14 protein-coding genes are annotated in these 20,985 nt (G+C 49.6%); 9 read left to right on the top strand and 5 right to left on the bottom strand.

Going from position 1 to position 20,985, the window contains the following annotated elements; translation table 11 throughout:
* Positions 1 to 2: 2 nt before the first annotated feature.
* The 6 genes from lrp to K7X24_RS03855 all read left to right on the top strand — a co-directional run bounded on the left by lrp (position 3) and on the right by K7X24_RS03855 (position 9,179).
* On the top strand, positions 3 to 497 hold the full coding sequence (lrp, locus tag K7X24_RS03880) for a leucine-responsive transcriptional regulator Lrp (RefSeq protein ID WP_005967536.1): 495 nt from the start codon (positions 3 to 5) through the stop codon (positions 495 to 497).
* A 114-nt stretch (positions 498 to 611) separates the two neighbouring features.
* Positions 612 to 4,100: a DNA translocase FtsK 4TM domain-containing protein gene (locus K7X24_RS03875; RefSeq protein WP_224553092.1), complete on the top strand. Its 3,489-nt coding sequence runs from the start codon at positions 612 to 614 to the stop codon at positions 4,098 to 4,100.
* 247 nt (positions 4,101 to 4,347) lie between these two features.
* Positions 4,348 to 4,959: an outer membrane lipoprotein chaperone LolA gene (gene lolA, locus K7X24_RS03870; protein ID WP_039489875.1), complete on the top strand. Its 612-nt coding sequence runs from the start codon at positions 4,348 to 4,350 to the stop codon at positions 4,957 to 4,959.
* Between the two features lie 7 nt (positions 4,960 to 4,966).
* Positions 4,967 to 6,310 carry a replication-associated recombination protein A gene (locus K7X24_RS03865; protein ID WP_224553346.1) on the top strand — a complete coding sequence of 448 codons (1,344 nt, stop codon included), beginning with the start codon at positions 4,967 to 4,969 and terminating at the stop codon, positions 6,308 to 6,310.
* Positions 6,311 to 6,413: 103 nt separating this feature from the next.
* Positions 6,414 to 7,709: a serine--tRNA ligase gene (gene serS, locus K7X24_RS03860; RefSeq protein ID WP_224553090.1), complete on the top strand. Its 1,296-nt coding sequence runs from the start codon at positions 6,414 to 6,416 to the stop codon at positions 7,707 to 7,709.
* Between the two features lie 315 nt (positions 7,710 to 8,024).
* Positions 8,025 to 9,179 (top strand): MFS transporter, encoded by a 1,155-nt coding sequence (locus K7X24_RS03855; protein WP_224553345.1) that lies wholly within the window; start codon positions 8,025 to 8,027, stop codon positions 9,177 to 9,179.
* Here the strand turns inward: K7X24_RS03855 and K7X24_RS03850 are convergent.
* Positions 9,165 to 10,106: a LysR family transcriptional regulator gene (locus tag K7X24_RS03850; protein ID WP_224553088.1), complete on the bottom strand. Its 942-nt coding sequence runs from the start codon at positions 10,104 to 10,106 to the stop codon at positions 9,165 to 9,167. The genes K7X24_RS03855 and K7X24_RS03850 overlap by 15 nt on opposite strands.
* A 263-nt stretch (positions 10,107 to 10,369) precedes the next feature.
* On the opposite strand from K7X24_RS03850, the gene K7X24_RS03845 reads away from it, so the two are divergent.
* From K7X24_RS03845 to K7X24_RS03835, 3 genes are read left to right on the top strand one after another with little or no spacing between them, the layout of a single operon-like run.
* Entirely contained in the window at positions 10,370 to 11,674 is a 1,305-nt protein-coding gene (locus K7X24_RS03845; RefSeq protein WP_224553086.1) for a cytosine permease, read from the top strand.
* Between the two features lie 37 nt (positions 11,675 to 11,711).
* Positions 11,712 to 12,821, top strand: coding sequence for a DUF917 domain-containing protein (locus K7X24_RS03840; protein WP_224553085.1), 1,110 nt, complete (start codon positions 11,712 to 11,714; stop codon positions 12,819 to 12,821).
* A gap of 10 nt (positions 12,822 to 12,831) precedes the next feature.
* On the top strand, positions 12,832 to 14,400 hold the full coding sequence (locus tag K7X24_RS03835) for a hydantoinase/oxoprolinase family protein (protein WP_224553082.1): 1,569 nt from the start codon (positions 12,832 to 12,834) through the stop codon (positions 14,398 to 14,400).
* Between the two features lie 90 nt (positions 14,401 to 14,490).
* On the opposite strand, the gene pflA is transcribed toward K7X24_RS03835, so the two are convergent.
* The 4 genes from pflA to ycaO form a co-directional block, all read right to left on the bottom strand.
* Positions 14,491 to 15,231, bottom strand: coding sequence for a pyruvate formate lyase 1-activating protein (gene pflA, locus K7X24_RS03830; protein ID WP_224553080.1), 741 nt, complete (start codon positions 15,229 to 15,231; stop codon positions 14,491 to 14,493).
* A 269-nt stretch (positions 15,232 to 15,500) separates the two neighbouring features.
* Positions 15,501 to 17,783, bottom strand: coding sequence for a formate C-acetyltransferase (gene pflB, locus K7X24_RS03825; protein ID WP_102116261.1), 2,283 nt, complete (start codon positions 17,781 to 17,783; stop codon positions 15,501 to 15,503).
* 57 nt (positions 17,784 to 17,840) lie between these two features.
* Positions 17,841 to 18,701 carry a formate transporter FocA gene (focA, locus tag K7X24_RS03820; RefSeq protein WP_010277178.1) on the bottom strand — a complete coding sequence of 287 codons (861 nt, stop codon included), beginning with the start codon at positions 18,699 to 18,701 and terminating at the stop codon, positions 17,841 to 17,843.
* Between the two features lie 439 nt (positions 18,702 to 19,140).
* A complete protein-coding gene (gene ycaO / locus K7X24_RS03815; protein ID WP_103860895.1) occupies positions 19,141 to 20,904 on the bottom strand; it encodes a 30S ribosomal protein S12 methylthiotransferase accessory factor YcaO in 1,764 nt (587 codons plus the stop codon).
* Positions 20,905 to 20,985 lie beyond the last annotated feature (81 nt).

The following is a 20,985-nucleotide window of genomic DNA, read 5'->3' as shown; positions in this document are numbered from 1 at the left end:
TAATGGTAGACACTAAAAAACGGCCAGGAAAAGATCTCGATCGTATTGATCGTAACATCCTGAACGAATTGCAAAAAGATGGGCGTATTTCCAATGTCGAGCTTTCCAAACGTGTTGGGCTGTCGCCAACGCCTTGTCTGGAACGTGTGCGTCGTCTGGAAAGACAGGGTTTTATTAATGGCTACACAGCGCTGCTAAACCCGCATTATCTGGATGCGTCACTGCTGGTTTTTGTTGAAATAACGCTAAACCGCGGTGCGCCTGATGTGTTTGAACAGTTTAACTCTGCGGTGCAGAAGCTGGAAGAAATTCAGGAATGTCATCTGGTTTCCGGTGATTTTGACTACCTGTTGAAAACACGTGTGCCGGACATGTCTGCTTATCGTAAACTCCTGGGCGAAACGCTGCTGCGTTTGCCAGGCGTAAACGACACCCGTACTTATGTGGTGATGGAAGAAGTGAAACAAAGCAACCGTCTGGTCATTAAGACCCGGTAAACGTGTGGGTGCAAAACCCGATAAATTCAGCTACACTCCTGTGAATTTATACAGTCCCAGCGCCGGGTTTTCTCGGCGCTTTGTCATAAACCTTACAGGCCCCTGGAGAGACTCTTGAGCCAGGAATATACAGAAGATAAAGACGTTACCCTGAAAAAACTCAGCGGAACGCGTCGCTTGCTTGAAGCGATTTTAATCGTTGTGGCACTTTTTGCGGTTTATCTCGGTGTCGCACTACTCAGTTTCAGCCCTTCCGATCCTAGTTGGTCACAAACTGCGTGGCATGAACCTATCCACAACTTTGGTGGTGTGGCGGGTGCTTGGTTGGCGGATACGCTGTTCTTTATTTTTGGCGTACTGGCCTATGCCATTCCACCGATTATGTTATCCCTGTGCTGGGCGGCTTTCCGTCAGCGTGATAACCAACAATCTATTGAATATTTTACCTTTTCACTTCGCCTGATTGGGACGTTGGCGCTGATTCTGACCTCTTGCGGTCTGGCTGCGTTGAATATTGACGATCTCTACTATTTTGCTTCCGGTGGTGTTTTGGGAAGCCTGTTGAGCAGCTCAATGATCCCGCGTTTCAACAGCATGGGTGCAACGCTGATTCTGCTGTGCGTGTGGGGGGCAGGGTTAACGCTGTTTACCGGCTGGTCATGGTTAACGATCGCTGAAAAAATTGGCGCGGGGGTGTTGGGCTGTCTGACGTTTATGTCAAACCGTTCGCGCCGCGACGAGGACTATCGTGAAGAAAACGATAGTGAAGAGGATGAACGTGATGTGCTTAACCTGCGCCACGATGAGGCCTCAGGTGAGGTAGTAACACAACAGCGTGATGACGATGATGTTCTGTTTTCTGCGCCTTCTGTTGCTGATGCGGTAAACGACACGGCGGCAGACAATCAGATAGAAGTGTCATCGCCGTTAGCGGAGAACGCACCGACAGCGACACAACCGATCCTTTCCGCAGAAACGCCAGTGGCAGGGTCAATATTGTCTGGTGTGGCAGTGTCTGATTCAGCATTACCAGAATCAGTATTCTCTGGTTCATCGTCTGACATTGTGCCACCTGTTACCCCATCCGCGATTGATTCGACGCCGTCGCTAAATCCGCCGCTGTATTCGTTTGAAGTCCCTGAAACGCCAGCGACAATGCCAGAGATTGCAACCTCGCCTGAACTCCATAGCAGTGTGTATGCACCTTACGGAAATAGTTACGGAGAGAGTGCCGTACCGCCGATTGTCACGGCACCAGTGGTTCAACCGTTTGCTGAGCCACCACAGTTTGCGCGTGATACGGATTCCAATGCGAATAACACCTTTATGCCTGCGTTCAGTGCCGATGGCGATGATAATCCGCAGATTAAACGCGGCGTAGGGCCCGAGCTGCCGCGTCCTAATCCGGTACGTATTCCTACCCGCCGCGAGCTGGCGTCATACGGAATCAAACTGCCGTCGCAGCGGCTGGCTGAAGAGCAAGCAAGGTTGCAGGCGCAGAACGGTAGCGTAGAAACGGAATTGGCGAATGGTGTGTATCAGGAAGAGACACCAGATGACATCGCCCAGCAGGAAGCGGCATTGCAGCAAGCGTATCTGGATCAGCAACGTCAGCGTTATGGTGATGAATACCCGTTACAGGAAGATGATGAAGACGCGCTTCTGCAAGCGCAGCTAGCCAGAGATTTCGCAGCACAGCAGCAGTCACGTTATGACGACAGTGCGTTGCAGCGCGATGAGGAAATCCCTGCTCCGATAGCACCGCCTGCGATCAGTGATCCCGTTCAGCCAAACCCTGTTACATCACACAACGCTTTTTCATTCTCGCCGTTTAGTGCGGAGAATGAACGCGAGCCTGAACCGCGTACGTTCAGTGAATCGACCTATTCACAGCCTTCCTATAACACCGAGCCAGAGCTTCCGCCGATGCATGCTGGTGAAGATGAGGACGACGAGGATGAGCACAACCCGTTGACGTTTAGTCAGCCATCACAACCAGTGTCAGCGCCTGTTGAGGCCGTGAAACAGGAAACAGTGGCAACACCAACGCATCATCCGGCAATGGATGGTTTGATTCACCCGTTCCTGATGCGTAACGAACAGCCGTTGCAGAAACCGACTACGCCGCTGCCAACGTTGGATTTGTTGACTCCACCGCCGGCTAGCGAAGCGCCTGTTGATAATTTTGCACTGGAACAGACGGCGCGACTGATTGAAGCGCGTCTGGCTGATTTCCGAGTAAAAGCCGATGTGGTCGATCACTCTCCCGGGCCAGTGATCACACGGTTTGAATTGGATCTGGCTCCGGGCGTTAAAGCGGCTCGTATCTCGAATTTGTCGCGCGATTTGGCACGTTCACTGTCGGTTGTCGCGGTGCGTATTGTTGAGGTTATCCCCGGCCGACCGTACGTCGGGCTGGAGTTGCCGAATGCGCATCGCCAGACGGTTTATCTGCGAGAAGTGTTGGACTGCGATCAGTTCCGGGATAATCCATCGCCGCTGTCGATTGTGTTGGGTAAAGATATTGCGGGTGAACCTGTCGTTGCCGATTTAGCGAAAATGCCACACCTGCTGGTTGCGGGTACGACAGGGTCGGGTAAATCGGTCGGCGTTAACGCCATGATCATCAGTATGTTGTATAAAGCCACGCCAGAAGACGTACGCTTCATCATGATTGACCCGAAAATGCTGGAACTCTCGGTATACGAAGGTATTCCGCATTTGTTGACGGAAGTCGTGACCGACATGAAGGATGCGGCCAATGCGCTGCGCTGGTGTGTCGGTGAAATGGAGCGTCGCTATAAGCTGATGTCGGCGCTTGGCGTACGTAATCTGGCGGGATACAACGAACGGGTGATGACGGCAAATGCAATGGGCCGCCCGATTCCCGATCCGTTCTGGAAGCCAGTTGACAGTATGGATATGACGCCGCCAGTGCTGGAAAAACTGCCGTATATTGTCGTGATGGTCGATGAATTTGCTGACTTGATGATGGCAGTGGGTAAGAAAGTTGAAGAGTTGATTGCCCGACTGGCGCAAAAAGCGCGTGCTGCGGGGATCCACTTGGTGCTGGCGACGCAGCGTCCTTCGGTTGATGTCATCACCGGATTGATCAAGGCGAACATTCCGACGCGTATCGCGTTCACCGTTTCCAGCAAAATCGACTCACGGACTATCCTCGATCAAGGTGGCGCGGAATCGCTATTGGGGATGGGGGATATGCTGTATATGGCGCCTAACTCTTCGATACCTGTCCGTGTTCATGGCGCTTTTGTGCGTGATGAGGAAGTTCACGCCGTCGTTCAGGACTGGAAAGCACGTGGCCGCCCTCAATATGTCGATAATATTGTCAGTGGTGGCGACGATGCCGAAGGCGGAAGCCTCGGTCTTGATGGCGATGAAGAACTCGATCCGCTGTTCGATCAGGCGGTAGAGTTTGTCGTCGATAAGCGTCGTGCATCCATCTCTGGCGTGCAGCGTCAGTTCCGAATCGGCTATAACCGCGCTGCGCGAATCGTTGAGCAAATGGAGGCGCAGGGTATTGTCAGCTCTCCAGGACACAACGGTAACCGCGAGGTATTGGCACCGCCATCGATGGAATGAGAATACCGTACTGATTGACGTCATTCTACTAAGGGCTGCGTAAGCAGCCCTTATGCAAAGAAGCGTAAAAGCGGCAATAAGCAGATAATTCACCTATCACCGTCCGAGTGGGTTCAGATAACATAGATCTATAGATAATGTAGCTCGACGAATAACACCGATCTGTAAAGAACACAGGCGCTGTGCAAAGCGTCTGGCCTTGATAGATGAAGGTTCGTTATATTAAGAAATTCAAAGGATTATACGTATGAAAAAGTGGTTAGCAATCAGTTGCCTGATTGCAGGTGTTACCTCAACCGCTGTCTATGCGGACGCGGCAAAAGATTTGCAGGGTCGCCTCAATAAAGTAAACAGTTTCCACGCCAATTTCAGCCAGAAAGTCACCAGCGCTGACGGCGCAGCGGTGCAGGAGGGGGAAGGCGAACTGTGGTTGAAACGTCCTAATCTATTTAACTGGAAAACCACATCACCCGACGAAAGTGCGTTGATTTCTGATGGCAAAACGCTTTGGTTCTACAATCCGTTTGTTGAACAAGTCACGGCAACGTGGCTGAAAGATGCGACAGGCAATACGCCGTTTATTCTGATCACGCGTAACGACACCAGCGACTGGAATAAATACGATGTGCGCCAGAAAGGTGATGACTTTGAGCTTACGCCGAAATCAGCGAGCGGCAACCTGAAGCAGTTCGCGATTAATGTGACGACAAACGGCACAATCAAACAGTTTACCGCGACGGAACAAGATGGGCAGCGAAGCACTTATGTGCTGAAGAACCAGCAAAACGGTGCTGTTGATGCCGCGCAATTCACGTTCACACCGCCGAAAGGCGTCACGCTGGATGACCAGCGTCAGTGAGGCCAGAGTGAGCAATCTGTCCCTTGATTTTTCCCATAATGAATTCCAACCGCTGGCCGCGCGTATGCGGCCTGCGACGTTGGCACAGTATATCGGTCAACAGCACCTGTTAGGTGCCGGTAAGCCTCTACCACGGGCCATTGAGGCAGGGCAGTTGCACTCAATGATTCTCTGGGGGCCGCCAGGAACGGGAAAAACTACGCTGGCAGAACTGATTGGGCATTACGGGCAGGCGGATGTTGAACGTATTTCTGCCGTGACGTCCGGTATCAAGGAAATTCGTGAAGCGATTGAGCGTGCCCGGCAAAATCGCAATGCAGGGCGCCGCACTATTTTGTTTGTCGATGAAGTCCATCGTTTCAACAAAAGTCAGCAGGATGCGTTTCTGCCACATATTGAAGATGGAACGATCACCTTTATTGGTGCGACAACGGAAAACCCCTCTTTCGAACTCAATTCCGCCTTGTTATCTCGCGCCCGCGTCTATTTGCTAAAAGCGCTGACGGCGGAAGATATCGAGCAGGTCTTGCAGCAGGCAATGAGCGACAGCGAGCGAGGATACGGCGGACAGAACATTGTCTTGCCTGCCGAAACCGCGCGAATGCTGGCCGAATTGGTCAATGGCGACGCCAGACGTGCGCTGAATAGCCTGGAAATGATGGCGGATATGGCGGAAATCGACGCGCAGGGCATGAGTGTTCTGACGTCGGTACTCCTCAACGAAATCGCTGGCGAGCGTAGTGCCCGCTTTGATAACAAAGGTGACCGCTATTACGACCTGATTTCGGCGTTGCATAAATCGGTAAGAGGTTCTTCGCCGGATGCGGCGCTTTATTGGTACGCCAGAATCATCACCGCCGGTGGCGATCCGCTGTATGTTGCCCGACGATTGTTGGCGATTGCGTCGGAAGATGTCGGCAATGCGGATCCGCGTGCGATGCAGGTCGCTATTTCCGCCTGGGATTGCTTCACTCGCGTCGGCCCGGCAGAAGGGGAGCGCGCTATTGCTCAGGCGATTGTTTATCTGGCCTGTGCCCCTAAAAGTAACGCCGTCTATAGCGCCTTTAAAGCCGCGATGCAGGATGCGCGCGAGAAACCAGACTATGATGTTCCCGAACATCTGCGTAATGCGCCTACCCGGTTGATGAAAGAAATGGGGCTCGGCGCAGAGTATCGCTACGCGCACAATGAACCCAATGCCTATGCCGCTGGAGAGAGCTATTTTCCGCCGGAAATGGCCGATACGCACTATTACGCACCGACCTCACGCGGCCTTGAGGGCAAAATTGGTGAAAAGCTCGCCTGGCTTGCCACTCAGGATCAAAATAGCCCGACAAAACGCTACCGTTGAACTAAGCGTTGCGGTAAGGTTATTACGGTATTTTCTGAAACCGGCCGCGTAGCGCGCCGTGTCCGCCACCATTTCATTTGATAATCATAAGCACAGGATTAGCATGCTCGATCCCAATTTACTGCGTAATGAGCTAGACGCAGTCGCCGAAAAGTTACTGGCTCGCAGAGGCTTTAAGCTGGATGTTGAGACCCTGCGTAAGCAGGAAGAACGTCGTAAAGTATTGCAGGTAGAAACCGAAAACCTGCAGGCAGAGCGTAACTCCCGATCGAAAGAGATTGGTGCAGCGAAAGCACGCGGTGAAGATATCGAGCCTTTGCGTCGTGAAGTTAACACGTTAGGCGAAAAACTGGATGCCGCGAAAGCCGAGCTGGATCAGTTGCAGAATGAAATTCGCGACTTGGCGTTAACGATCCCGAACCTGCCGGACGACTCCGTGCCGCTTGGAAAGGACGATTCGCAGAACCAGGAAGTGACTCGCTGGGGTGAGCCACGTAAGTACGATTTCCCAGTACGCGATCATGTTGAACTCGGTGAGATGGCTGCCGGGCTGGATTTTGCCGCTGCGGTGAAATTAACCGGTGCGCGTTTTGTCGTGATGAAAGGACAGATTGCCCGTCTGCATCGTGCTCTTGCCCAGTTCATGCTGGATTTGCATACACAACAGCATGGTTATCAGGAAGCGTATGTCCCTTATCTGGTAAACCACGCCACGTTATACGGTACAGGCCAACTGCCTAAGTTTGGTGAAGACCTGTTCCATACCACTCCGCTGAGCGAAGAAGCAGAAAGCAGCAGCTATGCGCTGATTCCGACGGCTGAAGTGCCGTTGACCAACCTGGTGCGTGACGAGATTCTTGATGAAGAATCCTTACCGTTGAAAATGACTGCACACACGCCGTGCTTCCGTTCAGAAGCTGGCTCGTATGGTCGTGATACGCGTGGGTTGATTCGTATGCACCAGTTTGACAAAGTTGAACTGGTACAAATCGTCCGTCCTGAAGATTCCATGCAGGCGCTGGAAGAATTGACGACCCACGCTGAAACCGTGCTGCAACTGCTGAATTTACCTTATCGTAAGGTCTTGCTGTGTACGGGTGATATGGGCTTTGGCTCCACCAAGACTTACGATCTGGAAGTCTGGCTGCCGGCACAGGATACGTACCGTGAGATCTCTTCCTGCTCAAACATGTGGGATTTCCAGGCGCGCCGTATGCAGGCTCGCTGCCGCAGTAAGTCCGATAAGAAGACTCGACTGGTTCACACGCTGAACGGTTCTGGTCTGGCAGTTGGTCGTACACTGGTGGCTGTTCTGGAAAACTATCAGCAGGCTGATGGCCGTATTGAAGTTCCTGAAGTGCTGCGTCCGTATATGGGCGGTCTGGAATTTATTGGCTAATCGCAGTTATTTGAATCAAGCGCCTAAGGGCGCTTTTTTTATGCCGTAGCTTCGGTAATATTTTTTCATCGTAAAAATAATTACTCCCCTTTAAACAACCTGCATTAGTTAAATTTTAAGTTAAAACTGATGTAAAATCAGCGGTGTAGCGGCTTTCTGTTTTTAAGCATAGCGGGTTTCCTATTCGTGTTGATTAATTCTTTCAATCCATAATTTGAGAAAGGACTTTTAGCACTTTTTGCCCGGATTGACTTTTATATACGCAGTGGCATGATGCGCTCACTCTTCTCCGGTTGTTTGGTTATCCACTTCGCTATGTCTGCTTATTCCCGCCCAGTGCTGTTATTGCTCTGCGGACTCTTGCTGCTGACGGTTTGTATTGCGGTATTAAATACCCTGGTACCACTTTGGCTGAGTTATCAATCTCTTCCTGTCTGGCAGGTTGGCCTTGTTGGTTCATCCTACTTCGGCGGCAATCTGGTTGGAACGCTACTAGCTGGTAAATTAATCAAACTTTATGGGTTTAACCGTAGCTATTATTTCGCGGCTTTATTATTTGGTATCGCGATCGTTGGCCTCGGTATTTCTCCGGATATCAGCAGTTGGCTGTTATGGCGTTTCCTTGCCGGAATTGGCTGTGCATTAATCTGGGTCGTGGTCGAAAGTGCTTTGTTATGTAGCGGAACGCCGACGCAGAGAGGGCAACTGCTGGCTGCTTATATGATCGCTTATTACCTCGGCAGTGTGATTGGACAGCTTCTGCTTGGTGTGTTACCTACGTCATTGTTGAGCGTGTTGCCGTGGATAGTCGCATTGGTTATTTTAGCGGTATTACCACTGTTGTTCACTCGTCTTCCTGCTCCGCCAGAACAACACGAAAAGCATGTCAATATGTGGAAAATGCTGACGTATCGCAGTGCCCGCTTAGGCGTACACGGCTGTATCATTTCCGGTGTCATTTTAGGATCGCTGTATGGCTTGATGCCGCTGTATCTCTCTCATCAGGGAATGAATGATGCGCAGGTTGGATACTGGATGGCGCTGCTGATCAGCTCCGGTATCATCGGTCAATGGCCTGTTGGACGCATGGCCGATCGTTATGGTCGGTTGCTGGTTCTGCGGGTATTAGTCTTTGTGGTGATTATTGGCTGTATTGCAATGTTAAGTATTAGCCACTATGCCATGGCACCGTCGCTGTTCCTGCTGGGATGCGCAGGGTTTACGCTGTACCCTGTTGCTATGTCGTGGGCATGTGAAAAAGTGCGCCCTGATGAGCTCGTGGCGATGAATCAGGCGCTGCTCCTCAGCTATACGCTTGGCAGTCTTTGCGGACCAAGCGTCGCTGCGGTATTGATGCAGAGCTACTCCGATCGACTGCTGTTTGTATTGATCGCCGTTGTTGCTATGATCTACCTGATGCTGCTGCTCAGAAAAGCCGATCATCATCCAACGCCATTAGCTGCTGCTTGAGCTCGCGGCATCAAGGCTGGCCAACGAACTTTGTCCAGCTTCTACCATGTTATTCCACAGCGCTTCGGCTACTGGGCTAAGACGCTGTTTTGCGTTTCGCACCAGATAAAATATGCTGGTGAGTCCGAGTTTTTCCGGTGAAATAGCTGTAAGTTGCCCAGTTTCAACCCATTTCGCTGCATAGTGATCGGGAAGAAAGCCAATATGTGTGCCAGCTAATAAGAGCAGCAAGCTACTTTCTAGATTCCAGGCTGTATTTTGTAAACCTTTCTTTGCTACTGGGCCTAGTTGCTTACTAATTTCGTGCAGTGCGTGGCCACCAATGAGTAACCTGTTCGGGTTAAGTGTTCCATCGCGCCACTCTTTTTCTATCCTCGCTGCATTTTCTGAAGCGGAATAAAAATAACTTTTTTCAACGAAAACGGGCTGGAAATAGATGTCGGTTGGAACATCATCCGGTAAGACGCTCAGGATAATGTCGATATGACCATTCTTTAGGCGTTCCATCAGCGGTGTGTAATCACCGATCTCTAGTTCAACCGCAACGTCAGGGCTCTGGCCGTACAATTTTCCAATTGCCTTGGAGATAACTTTGGCAGGGTGGGTGACAGTGTTATCCAAACAGCCAATACGGGCTTCACCAATGAGCTGATGCTTGATCCTTGCTAATCGATTTGCAAAGTCGTCCAGCGTGGCGATAACCGATTTGGCTTCCTGATAGACCACTTCGCCTTCCGTTGTGAGAGCAAACCCTCCACGTCCTCGTTCACACAAAACCAGCCCAAGCGTATCTTCAAGTCGAGACAGGTAGTGACTTAGGACAGGTTGACTTAAGCCTGTTGCAGCTTGTGCGTTGGTAATCCCTTGTTTCTCAACAATTTTACAGAAAAGTTTTAACCAACGGATCTCCAGTTTATCTAAGCGCATAGCATTTCCTTCGCATACATTACATCTCTGAATGTTAACATCAAAATATATCTGTATTAATCGATATGAAACCCATTTATCTTGTTGCCACGCCACATCGCTGATGTGGTTGCCACAAAAAACGTGGTTTTATGCGTCACATCAGGGTCTTTCATAAAGCATAATGGTGTTGTTAGCTTGCTGACGACACCATTGTTCTATACGTCACCAGACAACCTCTATAAAATATCACAACGATACAATAATTATTTAATGGAGGAATTATGTCTCAAGGGAATGCTGTGCCTGAAAAAGAACAACAGGGACGGCAAATCTATGATTACGAATACGAACCTGTTCCTGCTGAAGCCAGAAAAAGCTGGTATGTTATCGCTTTAATATGGCTGGCAATGGGAATTGACATTTCAGGTCTATTTCTTGGCGCTTTCTTAAGCGGTGGGTTACCTTTTTCTCAGGCCGTTAGTGCCACGCTTATCGGTTCCGCCTTTTTAGGTGTGTTGGCAGCATTATGTGCTAACGTCGGTTATGGATGCGGATTATCAACAACGCTACTGAGTATCTCCGTTTTTGGACGTCTTGGTGGAAAGATCATCGGTATTTTCTCTGCTGTATCATTGATTGGCTGGTTTGCTTTTCAACTCGATTTTTTTGGCGTAATGCTGCAAAAAGCATTGCTACATTATCAATTAGAACCTGGACATTTCCTTATTTTGGTTTTCGGTATGGTGCTGATGATCTCTACCGCTATTTGGGGAGTCAGGGCATTGGGCAAACTGAGTATATTCAGCGTGCCATTAATGCTGATATTGATCATTACAGGTTTGGTTTTAGCCGCAAGTAATCATCCCGAAATACCGACTCCGATAATTAAAGCGCCAATTAGCATGGGGAGCGCTATCTCTTACGTAGTTTCTATCTGGATAGTATCTGCAGTGATGTCACCTGATATTGCCCGCTATGCCAAAACACGCAAAGATGCGCTTCTCGGTGCTGGCTTAGGATTCTTTTTAGGCAATAGTTCAACGATATTAGTTGCACTCATTCTGACTCATTTGGTTGGTACAGAGGATCTAGTTGAAGTGTTCTTCAGTATTGGTTTGGGCATGTCAGCTATTGTGGTGCTTATTTTTGCCCAATGGACAACAAATAGTACCAACCTTGTTTCTGCATCTCTCGGACTATCTGTTGTTATTCGAACGCTATCTCGGCCAGTATTGGTTGTGCTAATGGCTATTGCCGGTTTGCTGTTAGCCTACAACGGTATGATTAATAATTTTACTCAATTCCTGTCACTGCTCGGTGTACTGATTTCTCCTATCGCAGGTGTTTATCTCGTCGAGTATTATTTTATTAAGTCCTCACGTTTGCAGAAAAATGTATCAGAGGCATCATTCTTGAATGTGGCGGCGGCTATATCTTGGACATTCGGTAGTATTGTAAGCCTGTTGACCTCCCCAGATCTTTTCGATTTATTTACGATAAGCTCGATTTCTGCCCTGGATGGCGTAATTGTCAGTATGGCGATGTATATCAGCATACATAAAATTTTTCCTCAATTGGCAGATTGAACGTGTTATGCAGATAACATGAGGTCTTGGGTAGGGTATGTCTCGTTATATTAATGCACAAACAATTGATGATATAGCATTAGGGGCCGCTGTTCTCGGTACAGGGGGCGGCGGTGATCCGTATGTAGGTTCTTTAATGGCAAAACACGCATTAAAAAATGTGGCCGAGGTACCTATATTCGATTTAGATGAAATTAAAGACGACGATATATTTGTTCCTTGTAGCATGATCGGTGCAACGACGGTTGTTGTAGAAAAGATCATGTCAGCGAGTCAATTCGTTCGAGCATTTGACGCGATGGAAAAGGCGCTTGAGCGACCTATTACGGCGACCTTTCCCATAGAGGTCGGTGGTATCAATTCGCTAATGCCGTTTGTCGTTGCGGCTGCAAAAGGGCTACCTGTTATCGATTGTGATGCGATGGGGAGAGCCTTTCCCGAAGCCCAGATGGTGACCTTTTTTCTCGATGGTTTATCCTCTGCACCAAATACGTTAGCCGATGAAAAGGGAAATACCGTTACCTTAAATCCTATTGACGGTATGTGGTCTGAACGTTTAGCCAGGATGATTTCGGAACAAATGGGGGCTGCCTGCGCGATGTGTGATTACCCCTTACTCGGTAGTCAACTTAAGCGTAGCGCCATTAAAGGAACGCTGACGCTGGCGCAGGATATCGGAAAAACGCTGCGAGAATCTCATCGGTCAGGCAGTCATCCAGTACAGTCTCTACTCACAGTGTTGAATGGCCATGTCGTTGCATCAGGAAAGATTGTTGATGTAGCCCGGCGCACAGCTGGCGGTTTTGCTCGGGGCAAAGTGGTGTTGGATGGTATGGGAAACGACAAAGGCGAGTCGTTTACTGTGCTTTTTCAGAATGAGTTATTGCTCGCTTATCGCTCATCACAGGTGAAAGATCCTACGCAGGATAATCTGCTGGCCGTTGTGCCTGATTTAATCTCCATATTAGATAGTGAAACCGGACGTCCGATCATCACGGAACATTTACGTTATGGGCAGCGAGTCGATGTGATTGCCTATCCGTGCAATGACAAGTGGCGAACGCCAAAAGGGATTGACGTTGCGGGGCCGGAGTATTTCGGTTATCCGGTGCAGTATGTGCCGATAGAACTGCTTGCAAATCGCTGAGGCTTTCCCGATGTTACATAAAAATGATTACCGACTCGGGATTGATGTCGGCGGCACCAACACGGATGCGGCAATTTTAGATGCTGACCTACGCTGCATCGCGACGGCCAAATTTCCTACCAGTCTGGATATCTACAGCGGCATCGAACGGGTGATTGCGGAAGTATTGGCGCAGTCTGGTATCGCATCGCAGCATATTCGCTATGCGATGTTGGGTACAACCCAATGTACCAATGCCATTGTTGAGCGGAAAGGATTGGATCGCGTCGGATTATTGCGCCTGAGCTTGCCAAGTAGCGATAGCGTCCCGCCGCTGTTTGGCTGGGATGACGAGTGGCAAAGGACATTAGGCGAGCATTTCTACCAGATTCATGGCGGCTATGAATTCGATGGCCGAGAGATTCACTCTGTGCTGCGGGATGAAGTGCTCGCGGTTTGTGACAAGATGCGCGGGCATGTCGATAGCGTGGCTATCTGTGGCGTATTTTCTCCCGTAAATAATGAGCAGGAACTGCAGGTTGCGCAGTGGGTGAATGCGGCATTGCCAGCGGTTTCCGTGTCGTTATCCCACCGGATAGGCAGCACGGGATTATTGGAAAGGGAAAACGCGACCATACTGAATGCATCGTTGCAAAGCACCGCGAACCGTTTTGTTAACGGCTTTACGCAAGCGCTAGTTCGGCACGGTATCGAGGCTACGCCATTCTTCGGGCAAAACGATGGCACATTGATGTCCGAGAATATGGTGAAGCAATACCCTATTCTGACGATGGCCTGTGGACCAACGAACTCGATTCGCGGAGCGTGCCACCTTTCCGGGCTGGATAATGCGTTGATTATTGATGTTGGCGGCACGACAACGGATATTGGCGTGTTGGTGAATGGCTTCCCGCGTGAATCGGCAATCGCCGTTGAAGTCGGCGACGTACGGACGAATTTCAGAATGCCGGACATTATTTCTATCGGCATTGGCGGTGGAACCTGCGTTCGACAGTCTCAGGATGGAAAGCTTACCCTTGGGCCTGACAGTGTCGGCTATCGCCTGCTTGAACAGGGCGTCAGCTTTGGCGGGGAGACGTTAACGCTCAGCGATATCATGCTACAACTACATCGTGAACGGTGGATTGCGGATCTTCCTCGTCCGCTACCCAAGCTGGATAATGCATTTTGCCAGCAAGCTTATCGTCAGATGATTGAGAAAGTGGAAAGCGCTATCGATCGGATTAAATCGTCAAGCGCAGCAATCCCTGCTGTGCTTGTGGGCGGTGGCAGCATTTTACTGCCTGACGTTTTATCTGGTGTCAGTCAGGTCATGCGTCCGCAGAACTTTGATGCGGCCAATGCGGTTGGTGTGGCGTTAGGGGCGGTGGGCGCACAGATCGAACGTGTGGTTAAAATGCCAGATAACGATCGTGAAAAGATAAAAAACGAATTGCAGCAGCACACCATTTGTCTTGCAGAAGAGATGGGAGCTAGGCCGGGCAGTGTTGAAATCATCGACTATCAGGAAATTCCGTTGGCTTATCTGCCGGGGAATGCGGTACAGGTGAAAATCAAGGCGGCAGGGAACTTGGCTTAGCACAGCGCATTAACACTGTAGTGATATCTACCCGCCAAAAATGAAAATAGCGCGCTTTGAGCGCGCTATTTTTCCAGAAAGCGTCAGAGGTTAGTACATGACCTTGTGACCGTAGCTTTCAAGAATCGATTTAACGCGATCCATCGTATCTGCCTTCGGCGGTTTAACACCGTCTAATTTGTACTCTTCACCCATCGCGATCCACTTGTGTTTGCCAAGCTCATGGTAGGGGAGAAGCTCAATTTTCTCGATGTTCGTCATATCTTTGGTGAATTCGCCCAGCTTGTGTGCGGACGCATCATCGTCAGACCAGCCGGGAACGACCACATAACGTATCCAGGTACGCTGGTTGCGCTTTGCCAGATAACGAGCGAAATCCAGAGTCCGGTGATTGGATACACCCACTAAATTCTGGTGCACGTCGTCATTCATTTGCTTCAGGTCGAGCATCACTAAATCGCTAGCGTCCAATAGCTCGTCAATGACGGGGTCGTAGCGACGCACAAAACCATTGGTGTCCAGACAGGTGTTGATACCTTCTGCCTTACAGGCACGGAACCAGTCGCGCACAAATTCGGCCTGGAGAATAGCCTCGCCGCCGGATGCCGTTACGCCGCCGCCGGATGCATTCATAAAGTGGCGATAGGTCACGACTTCTTTCATGAGTTCTTCAACCGTCACTTCCTTACCGCCGTGCGTATCCCAGGTATCACGGTTATGGCAATACAGGCAGCGCATTAGGCAGCCTTGAAAGAAGATGATGAAACGGATGCCTGGGCCATCGACGGTGCCACAGGATTCAAAGGAGTGGATGCGACCGATAAGTGACATTGCGAGGTTTTCTCCAAATTTGACCGAACAATAGCGGTCTTTATGAGCGCAGTCATAAGAAGGCAGATGCTGCTCTGACAAGAGTTTCTGACAGAAGAACACCGTGTGACAGATGCTGCGTCGAATCTGTTTTGCGAGCCATCCACATAATGAGGGCAACATAGCGGGCTGGCAAAACAGGCTAACAATCTGAACGACAAGCGAGGGTGAGAAAAAGGCCCCACTGATGTGGAGCCTTTATTTTACGCCTTTTCAGACAGTCATGGAAATTAGATTGACTGTGTGAACGTACGGGTAATGACGTCTTGTTGCTGTTCTTTCGTCAGTGAGTTGAAACGCACTGCGTAGCCAGATACACGGATAGTCAACTGCGGATATTTCTCCGGATTTTCCATCGCATCAAGCAGCATTTCACGGTTCATGACGTTAACGTTCAGGTGCTGACCGCCTTCGATGCTGGCTTCGTGGTGGAAATAACCATCCATCAGGCCGGCAAGGTTAGCTTTGCGTACGTTGTCGTCTTTACCTAACGCATTAGGTACGATGGAGAAGGTATAAGAAATACCATCTTTCGCGTAAGCAAACGGCAGTTTGGCAACAGAAGTCAGAGAAGCAACCGCGCCTTTCTGGTCACGACCGTGCATTGGGTTAGCACCTGGTCCGAACGGAGCACCTGCGCGGCGACCGTCTGGCGTGTTACCCGTTTTCTTACCATATACCACGTTAGAGGTGATGGTCAGAACAGACTGCGTTGGTGTTGCGCCACGGTAGGTATTCAGTTTCTGAATTTTCTTCATGAAACGTTCAACCAGGTCACAAGCCAGTTCATCTACGCGAGCATCGTTGTTACCGAATTGCGGATACTCGCCTTCGATATCAAAGTCGATAGCCAGGCCATCTTCATCACGAATTGGTTTAACTTTGGCATATTTGATGGCAGACAGGGAGTCAGCAGCAACAGACAGACCAGCGATACCACACGCCATGGTGCGGAACACATCACGATCGTGCAGTGCCATCAGCGCCGCTTCGTAGCTGTATTTGTCATGCATGTAGTGAATGATGTTCAGGGAGGTGACGTATTGTTTAGCCAGCCAATCCATGAAGTGATCCATACGCTCCATCACTTCGTCGAAGTTCAGAACGTCGCCTTTAATCGGTTCTGATTTCGGACCGACCTGCATTTTCAGTTTTTCGTCCACGCCGCCGTTGATCGCATACAGCATAGTTTTCGCCAAGTTTGCGCGAGCACCGAAGAACTGCATTTGTTTACCAACGATCATCGGGCTTACACAACAAGCAATCGCGTAGTCATCGTTGTTAAAGTCAGGACGCATCAGATCGTCATTCTCATATTGCAGAGAAGAAGTATCGATGGAGACTTTAGCCGCATAGTTTTTAAAGCTTTGTGGCAGTTTTTCAGACCACAGAATGGTCATGTTTGGCTCTGGAGACGGCCCCATGGTGTACAGGGTGTTCAGGAAGCGGAAGCTGGTTTTGCTCACCAGTGTACGACCATCCAGACCCATACCTGCCAGAGATTCTGTTGCCCAGATTGGGTCACCAGAGAACAGCTCATCATACTCAGGCGTACGCAGGAAACGTACCATGCGCAGTTTCATGACCAAGTGGTCAATCATTTCCTGAGCTTCATCTTCAGTGATTTTGCCTGCTGCCAGATCGCGCTCAAGGTAGATATCCAGGAAGGTAGAGACACGTCCGAAGGACATTGCCGCACCATTCTGTGATTTCACCGCAGCCAGGTAACCGAAGTAAGTCCACTGCACGGCTTCCTGAGCTGTCGCTGCTGGGCCAGAAATGTCACAGCCATATTTAGCGGCCATTTCTTTAATTTGGCTCAACGCATGATGCTGGTCGGCAATTTCTTCACGCAGACGGATTGTTGCTTCCAGATCTTCGCCATTTTCCAGTTTGGATTGCAGAGAAGTGAACTGAGCAAATTTGTCTTTCATCAGGTAGTCGATACCGTACAGCGCAACGCGACGGTAGTCACCGATGATACGGCCACGGCCGTAGGCATCTGGCAGACCAGTCAGAACGCCTGATTTACGACAACGCAGGATATCTGGGGTGTAAACATCGAACACGCCTTGGTTATGCGTTTTGCGGTATTCGGTGAAGATTTTTTTCAGTTGAGGATCCAGTTCACGACCGTAAACTTTGCATGAACCTTCAACCATTTTGATGCCGCCAAACGGAATTAACGCACGTTTCAGCGGAGCGTCAGTTTGCAGACCAACGATTTTTTCCAGACCTTTGTTGATGTATCCCGCGTCGTGAGACGTGATAGTTGCAGCAACATTGGTATCAAAATCAACAGGAGCGTGAGTACGGTTTTCCTGTTTGATGCCTTCCATGACGCTGTCCCACAGCGCTGAGGTCGCTTTGGTTGCGCCAGCCAGGAAAGACTCATCACCTTCATACGGCGTGTAGTTTTTCTGGATAAAGTCACGAACGTTGACGTTATCCTGCCATTCACCTTTGCTAAAGCCTTGCCATGCATTGGCCAATTTTTCATTCAGCTCGGTCATTTTACACCTACCTTTGATATGGATTTCTTAAAACCCGACGTTGCGGCCGATTGCACCTTAGTGGTGCTTGTCTCCACCGCGCAAATAAATTACCCAATATGTCAAACCGACCATTACGCCGCCGCCGATGATGTTCCCCAGAGTGACGGGAATCAGGTTATCGGTAATAAAGTGGCTAACGGTTAAATGTTCAAACTGAGACGGCACCATTCCGATTGCATTCCAGAATTCTGGGGCCGCGAAATTTTTGATAACAATGCCCATAGGAATCATGAACATGTTGGCGATACTGTGCTCAAAGCCGCTGGAAACGAACATGGCAACAGGCAGAATCATGGCAAACATTTTGTCGGTAAGCGTACGGCCGGAATAGCTCATCCACACGGCCAGACAAACTAACAGGTTGGCTAGAATCCCTAGACACAGCGCTTCAACAAACGTGTGTTCAAGTTTGTGTTCAGCTGTTTGCAGGACGTTAAGCCCCCACGCACCGTTTGCGACCATGTGCTCTCCCGAGAACCAGATAAGCCCAACGAAGAAAAGCGCGCCAATCAGGTTGCCGACATAGACATTTGCCCAGTTACAGGCTAGTTGCTTCCAGGTAATACGTCCACTGGCTTTGGCAATCACGATGAGAACGGTTGAGGTAAACAAGTCCGCACCGCAGACGACAACCAACATGAGGCCAAGGGAGAAACAGATACCACCGATCAACTTCGCGATGCCGAAAGGAATCGTCGCGGTCCCCGTGGTAGCCGTAATATAAAAGACGAAGGCGATCGAAATAAACACACCCGCAGTGATCGCTAAATAAAACGTCGTACACGGTTGTTTTGTCGCTTTATAGACTCCGGCGTCTTCAGCAACTTTTGCCATGGCGGCCGGGAGTAATAGAGTAAAGGGGTTGTCAGCTTTCACACTAACTCTCTCTTAAAAATTATCAGCGTTGAGATACTAACAAAGCAGTATACGGTAAAATTTGACGTGGATCATATTGCAAGAAATTAACAGGTTGGTGGGGAGGGTGGGATACCGAGGTTTTATGGTTAATTTATTGAATTTTATAATAAAAAAATATTTTAAGTTTTGCAGAAATAGTTGAATGGCATACGTTAAACCTACCGATTTAGCGTTAATGAAAATCATGGTTTGTAGAATTTCAGTACCACCTTGTCGATGTAATTTAATTAAAACTTCACCATTCAATAACAATGTTCTGATTATGCATTACGAATAATAAATATTGCCCTTTGGACAATAAAATAGCCCTTTAAGATAAAGGGCTATTTTTCGGTTGCTATTTGTACTCAATCGCACTCATCGATATAAAATGCGTGCTGATTGCATCACTCTGGCATTATTTTGCTTGCCAATAACGACGTTTCGCCTGTTGCAGTTTTTCATAGGCGGCTAGCAGCGATTGGTGTGCAGGTAAAGAAGCAAAGGTGTCATCCACGGCAAACAGACCATAGAAGCAGGCTTCGCCAGCAACGGCGGCACTGGCGGCATCGACCGTCTCACTGCCGTACATTTTGATAAAGGCATCGTAGTATTCTGCTGGATCGCGTTCAGGCTCTTGCGCCAGTAACAGCAGCGTTTGCAGGCAACGGTAATAATTGCTGCGTTGTGCCGTAAAGACGGAGTCGTTGAAATCCTGCGTCCACTCTGTCCAGGTCAGAGCCTGATCCAGATCGCCACCAGCCAGAGCCAGCATGGCTTTCAATTCGCCAACGCGCAGAGTGAGCCAGCCATTATCTTTGCCAGTGGCAATACCAAGCAGTTCGCGTACGCGGGTGAAATCATCCAGCCCTTCGTCATCCAACTGTTGCAACAGAGTCAGATAGTCTTCTTTTTCCCATTTGCTGTCAGGCAGCGCCAGCAGCGTGTCACGCAGATGAGCTCCCATGCTGTTATTGGCCAGCAACAGATCGTCAGCAGGGTAGATGTCCGACATTCCCGGCACGATGATGCGGCAGGCATAAACAGCCAGATGCTCATAGTCAGCAATGTAGACTTCTTTGTCTTCCTGCTTGAAGATCGCCATCAATGTAGCGAATTCTTCTTCCGTCGATCCTTTAAAGCTCCAGTCAGCAAATTCATAATCCGCTGTTTTCTTGAACGTATCCCAGGAGATCAGACCGCTGGAATCGATAAAGTGGGTTTCCAGATTGGCGTGCTCGGCAACTTCTTCATCATCGAACGTCGGTGGGGTGAACACGTCCAGATCTTTCAGGCCACGACCTTGCAGCAGCTCGGTAACGGTACGCTCCAACGCCACGCCGAAGTCAGGATGTGCGCCGAAGGAGGCAAAACAGGTGCCGTTAGCGGGGTTAAACAGCACCACGCAGATAACCGGATATTTCCCGCCCAGTGAGGCATCGTAAGAGAAAATCGGGAAACCTTCTTTTTCCAGCGTTGCAATCGCTTCGACCACGCCTGGGTAGCGGTTCAGTACCTCTTGCGGAATTTCTGGCAGGCTGATGGATTCGGCAATGATGCGGTTCTTGATGCTGCGCTCAAACACTTCAGATAGCCCCTGAACGCGGGCTTCGTTGGCGGTGTTACCTGCCGACATCCCGTTAGAAACGTACAGGTTACCGATGATGTTCATCGGAATATAGACGGTTTGCTGATCGGACTGACGCGTAAATGGCAGCGCGCATATGCCTCTGTCGGCATTGCCGGATTGCAGATCGATCAGATCGCTGGCGCTCAGTTCCTGCTCGGGATCGTAAAACTGGTGCAGACGGGCATCCAGAATACCTTCCGGCAATGCATCATCTTCTGGAATCGGGAACCATTTTTCATTCGGGTAGTGAACGAAATCGCCGTTAGCGATGCTTTTGCCGAGATAGAAGTCAGCAAAGAAATAGTTGGTGGACAGACGCTCGAAATACTCGCCTAACGCAGAGGCCAGCGCCGCTTTCTTACTGGCACCTTTACCGTTAGTGAAGCAAAGTGGGCAATCGCGGTCTCGAATATGGACAGACCAGACGTTTGGCACCGGGTTCAGCCATGACGCTTCTTCGATGTTAAACCCCAGGTCCTGGAGCTGTTGTTGAAAACGGGCGATGGAATCTTCCAGGGCGGCGTCTTTGCCTGGGATAAACGTTTGAGTCATGGTGTTCACTCTTATCGAGATTAGCGGAAGCGGCATGATACGGATTTTTCTGTTCAGACTCTATTTATTCATAACAGATCG

Origin of the sequence: Pectobacterium versatile, from assembly GCF_020166435.1 — a bacterium.
Taxonomy (GTDB): domain Bacteria; phylum Pseudomonadota; class Gammaproteobacteria; order Enterobacterales; family Enterobacteriaceae; genus Pectobacterium; species Pectobacterium versatile.
Note: the sequence above shows the minus strand (reverse complement) of the source record. Positions and strands in the feature narration are given on the sequence as shown.

Bases quoted from the DNA above. Each gene is read 5' to 3' on its own strand.
- lrp (WP_005967536.1), top strand. From the start codon at position 3: ATGGTAGACACTAAAAAACGGCCAGGAAAAGATCTCGATCGTATTGAT.
- lolA (WP_039489875.1), top strand. From the start codon at position 4,348: ATGAAAAAGTGGTTAGCAATCAGTTGCCTGATTGCAGGTGTTACCTCA.
- serS (WP_224553090.1), top strand. From the start codon at position 6,414: ATGCTCGATCCCAATTTACTGCGTAATGAGCTAGACGCAGTCGCCGAA.
- K7X24_RS03855 (WP_224553345.1), top strand. From the start codon at position 8,025: ATGTCTGCTTATTCCCGCCCAGTGCTGTTATTGCTCTGCGGACTCTTG.
- K7X24_RS03850 (WP_224553088.1), bottom strand. From the start codon at position 10,106: ATGCGCTTAGATAAACTGGAGATCCGTTGGTTAAAACTTTTCTGTAAA.
- K7X24_RS03845 (WP_224553086.1), top strand. From the start codon at position 10,370: ATGTCTCAAGGGAATGCTGTGCCTGAAAAAGAACAACAGGGACGGCAA.
- K7X24_RS03840 (WP_224553085.1), top strand. From the start codon at position 11,712: ATGTCTCGTTATATTAATGCACAAACAATTGATGATATAGCATTAGGG.
- K7X24_RS03835 (WP_224553082.1), top strand. From the start codon at position 12,832: ATGTTACATAAAAATGATTACCGACTCGGGATTGATGTCGGCGGCACC.
- pflA (WP_224553080.1), bottom strand. From the start codon at position 15,231: ATGTCACTTATCGGTCGCATCCACTCCTTTGAATCCTGTGGCACCGTC.
- pflB (WP_102116261.1), bottom strand. From the start codon at position 17,783: ATGACCGAGCTGAATGAAAAATTGGCCAATGCATGGCAAGGCTTTAGC.
- ycaO (WP_103860895.1), bottom strand. From the start codon at position 20,904: ATGACTCAAACGTTTATCCCAGGCAAAGACGCCGCCCTGGAAGATTCC.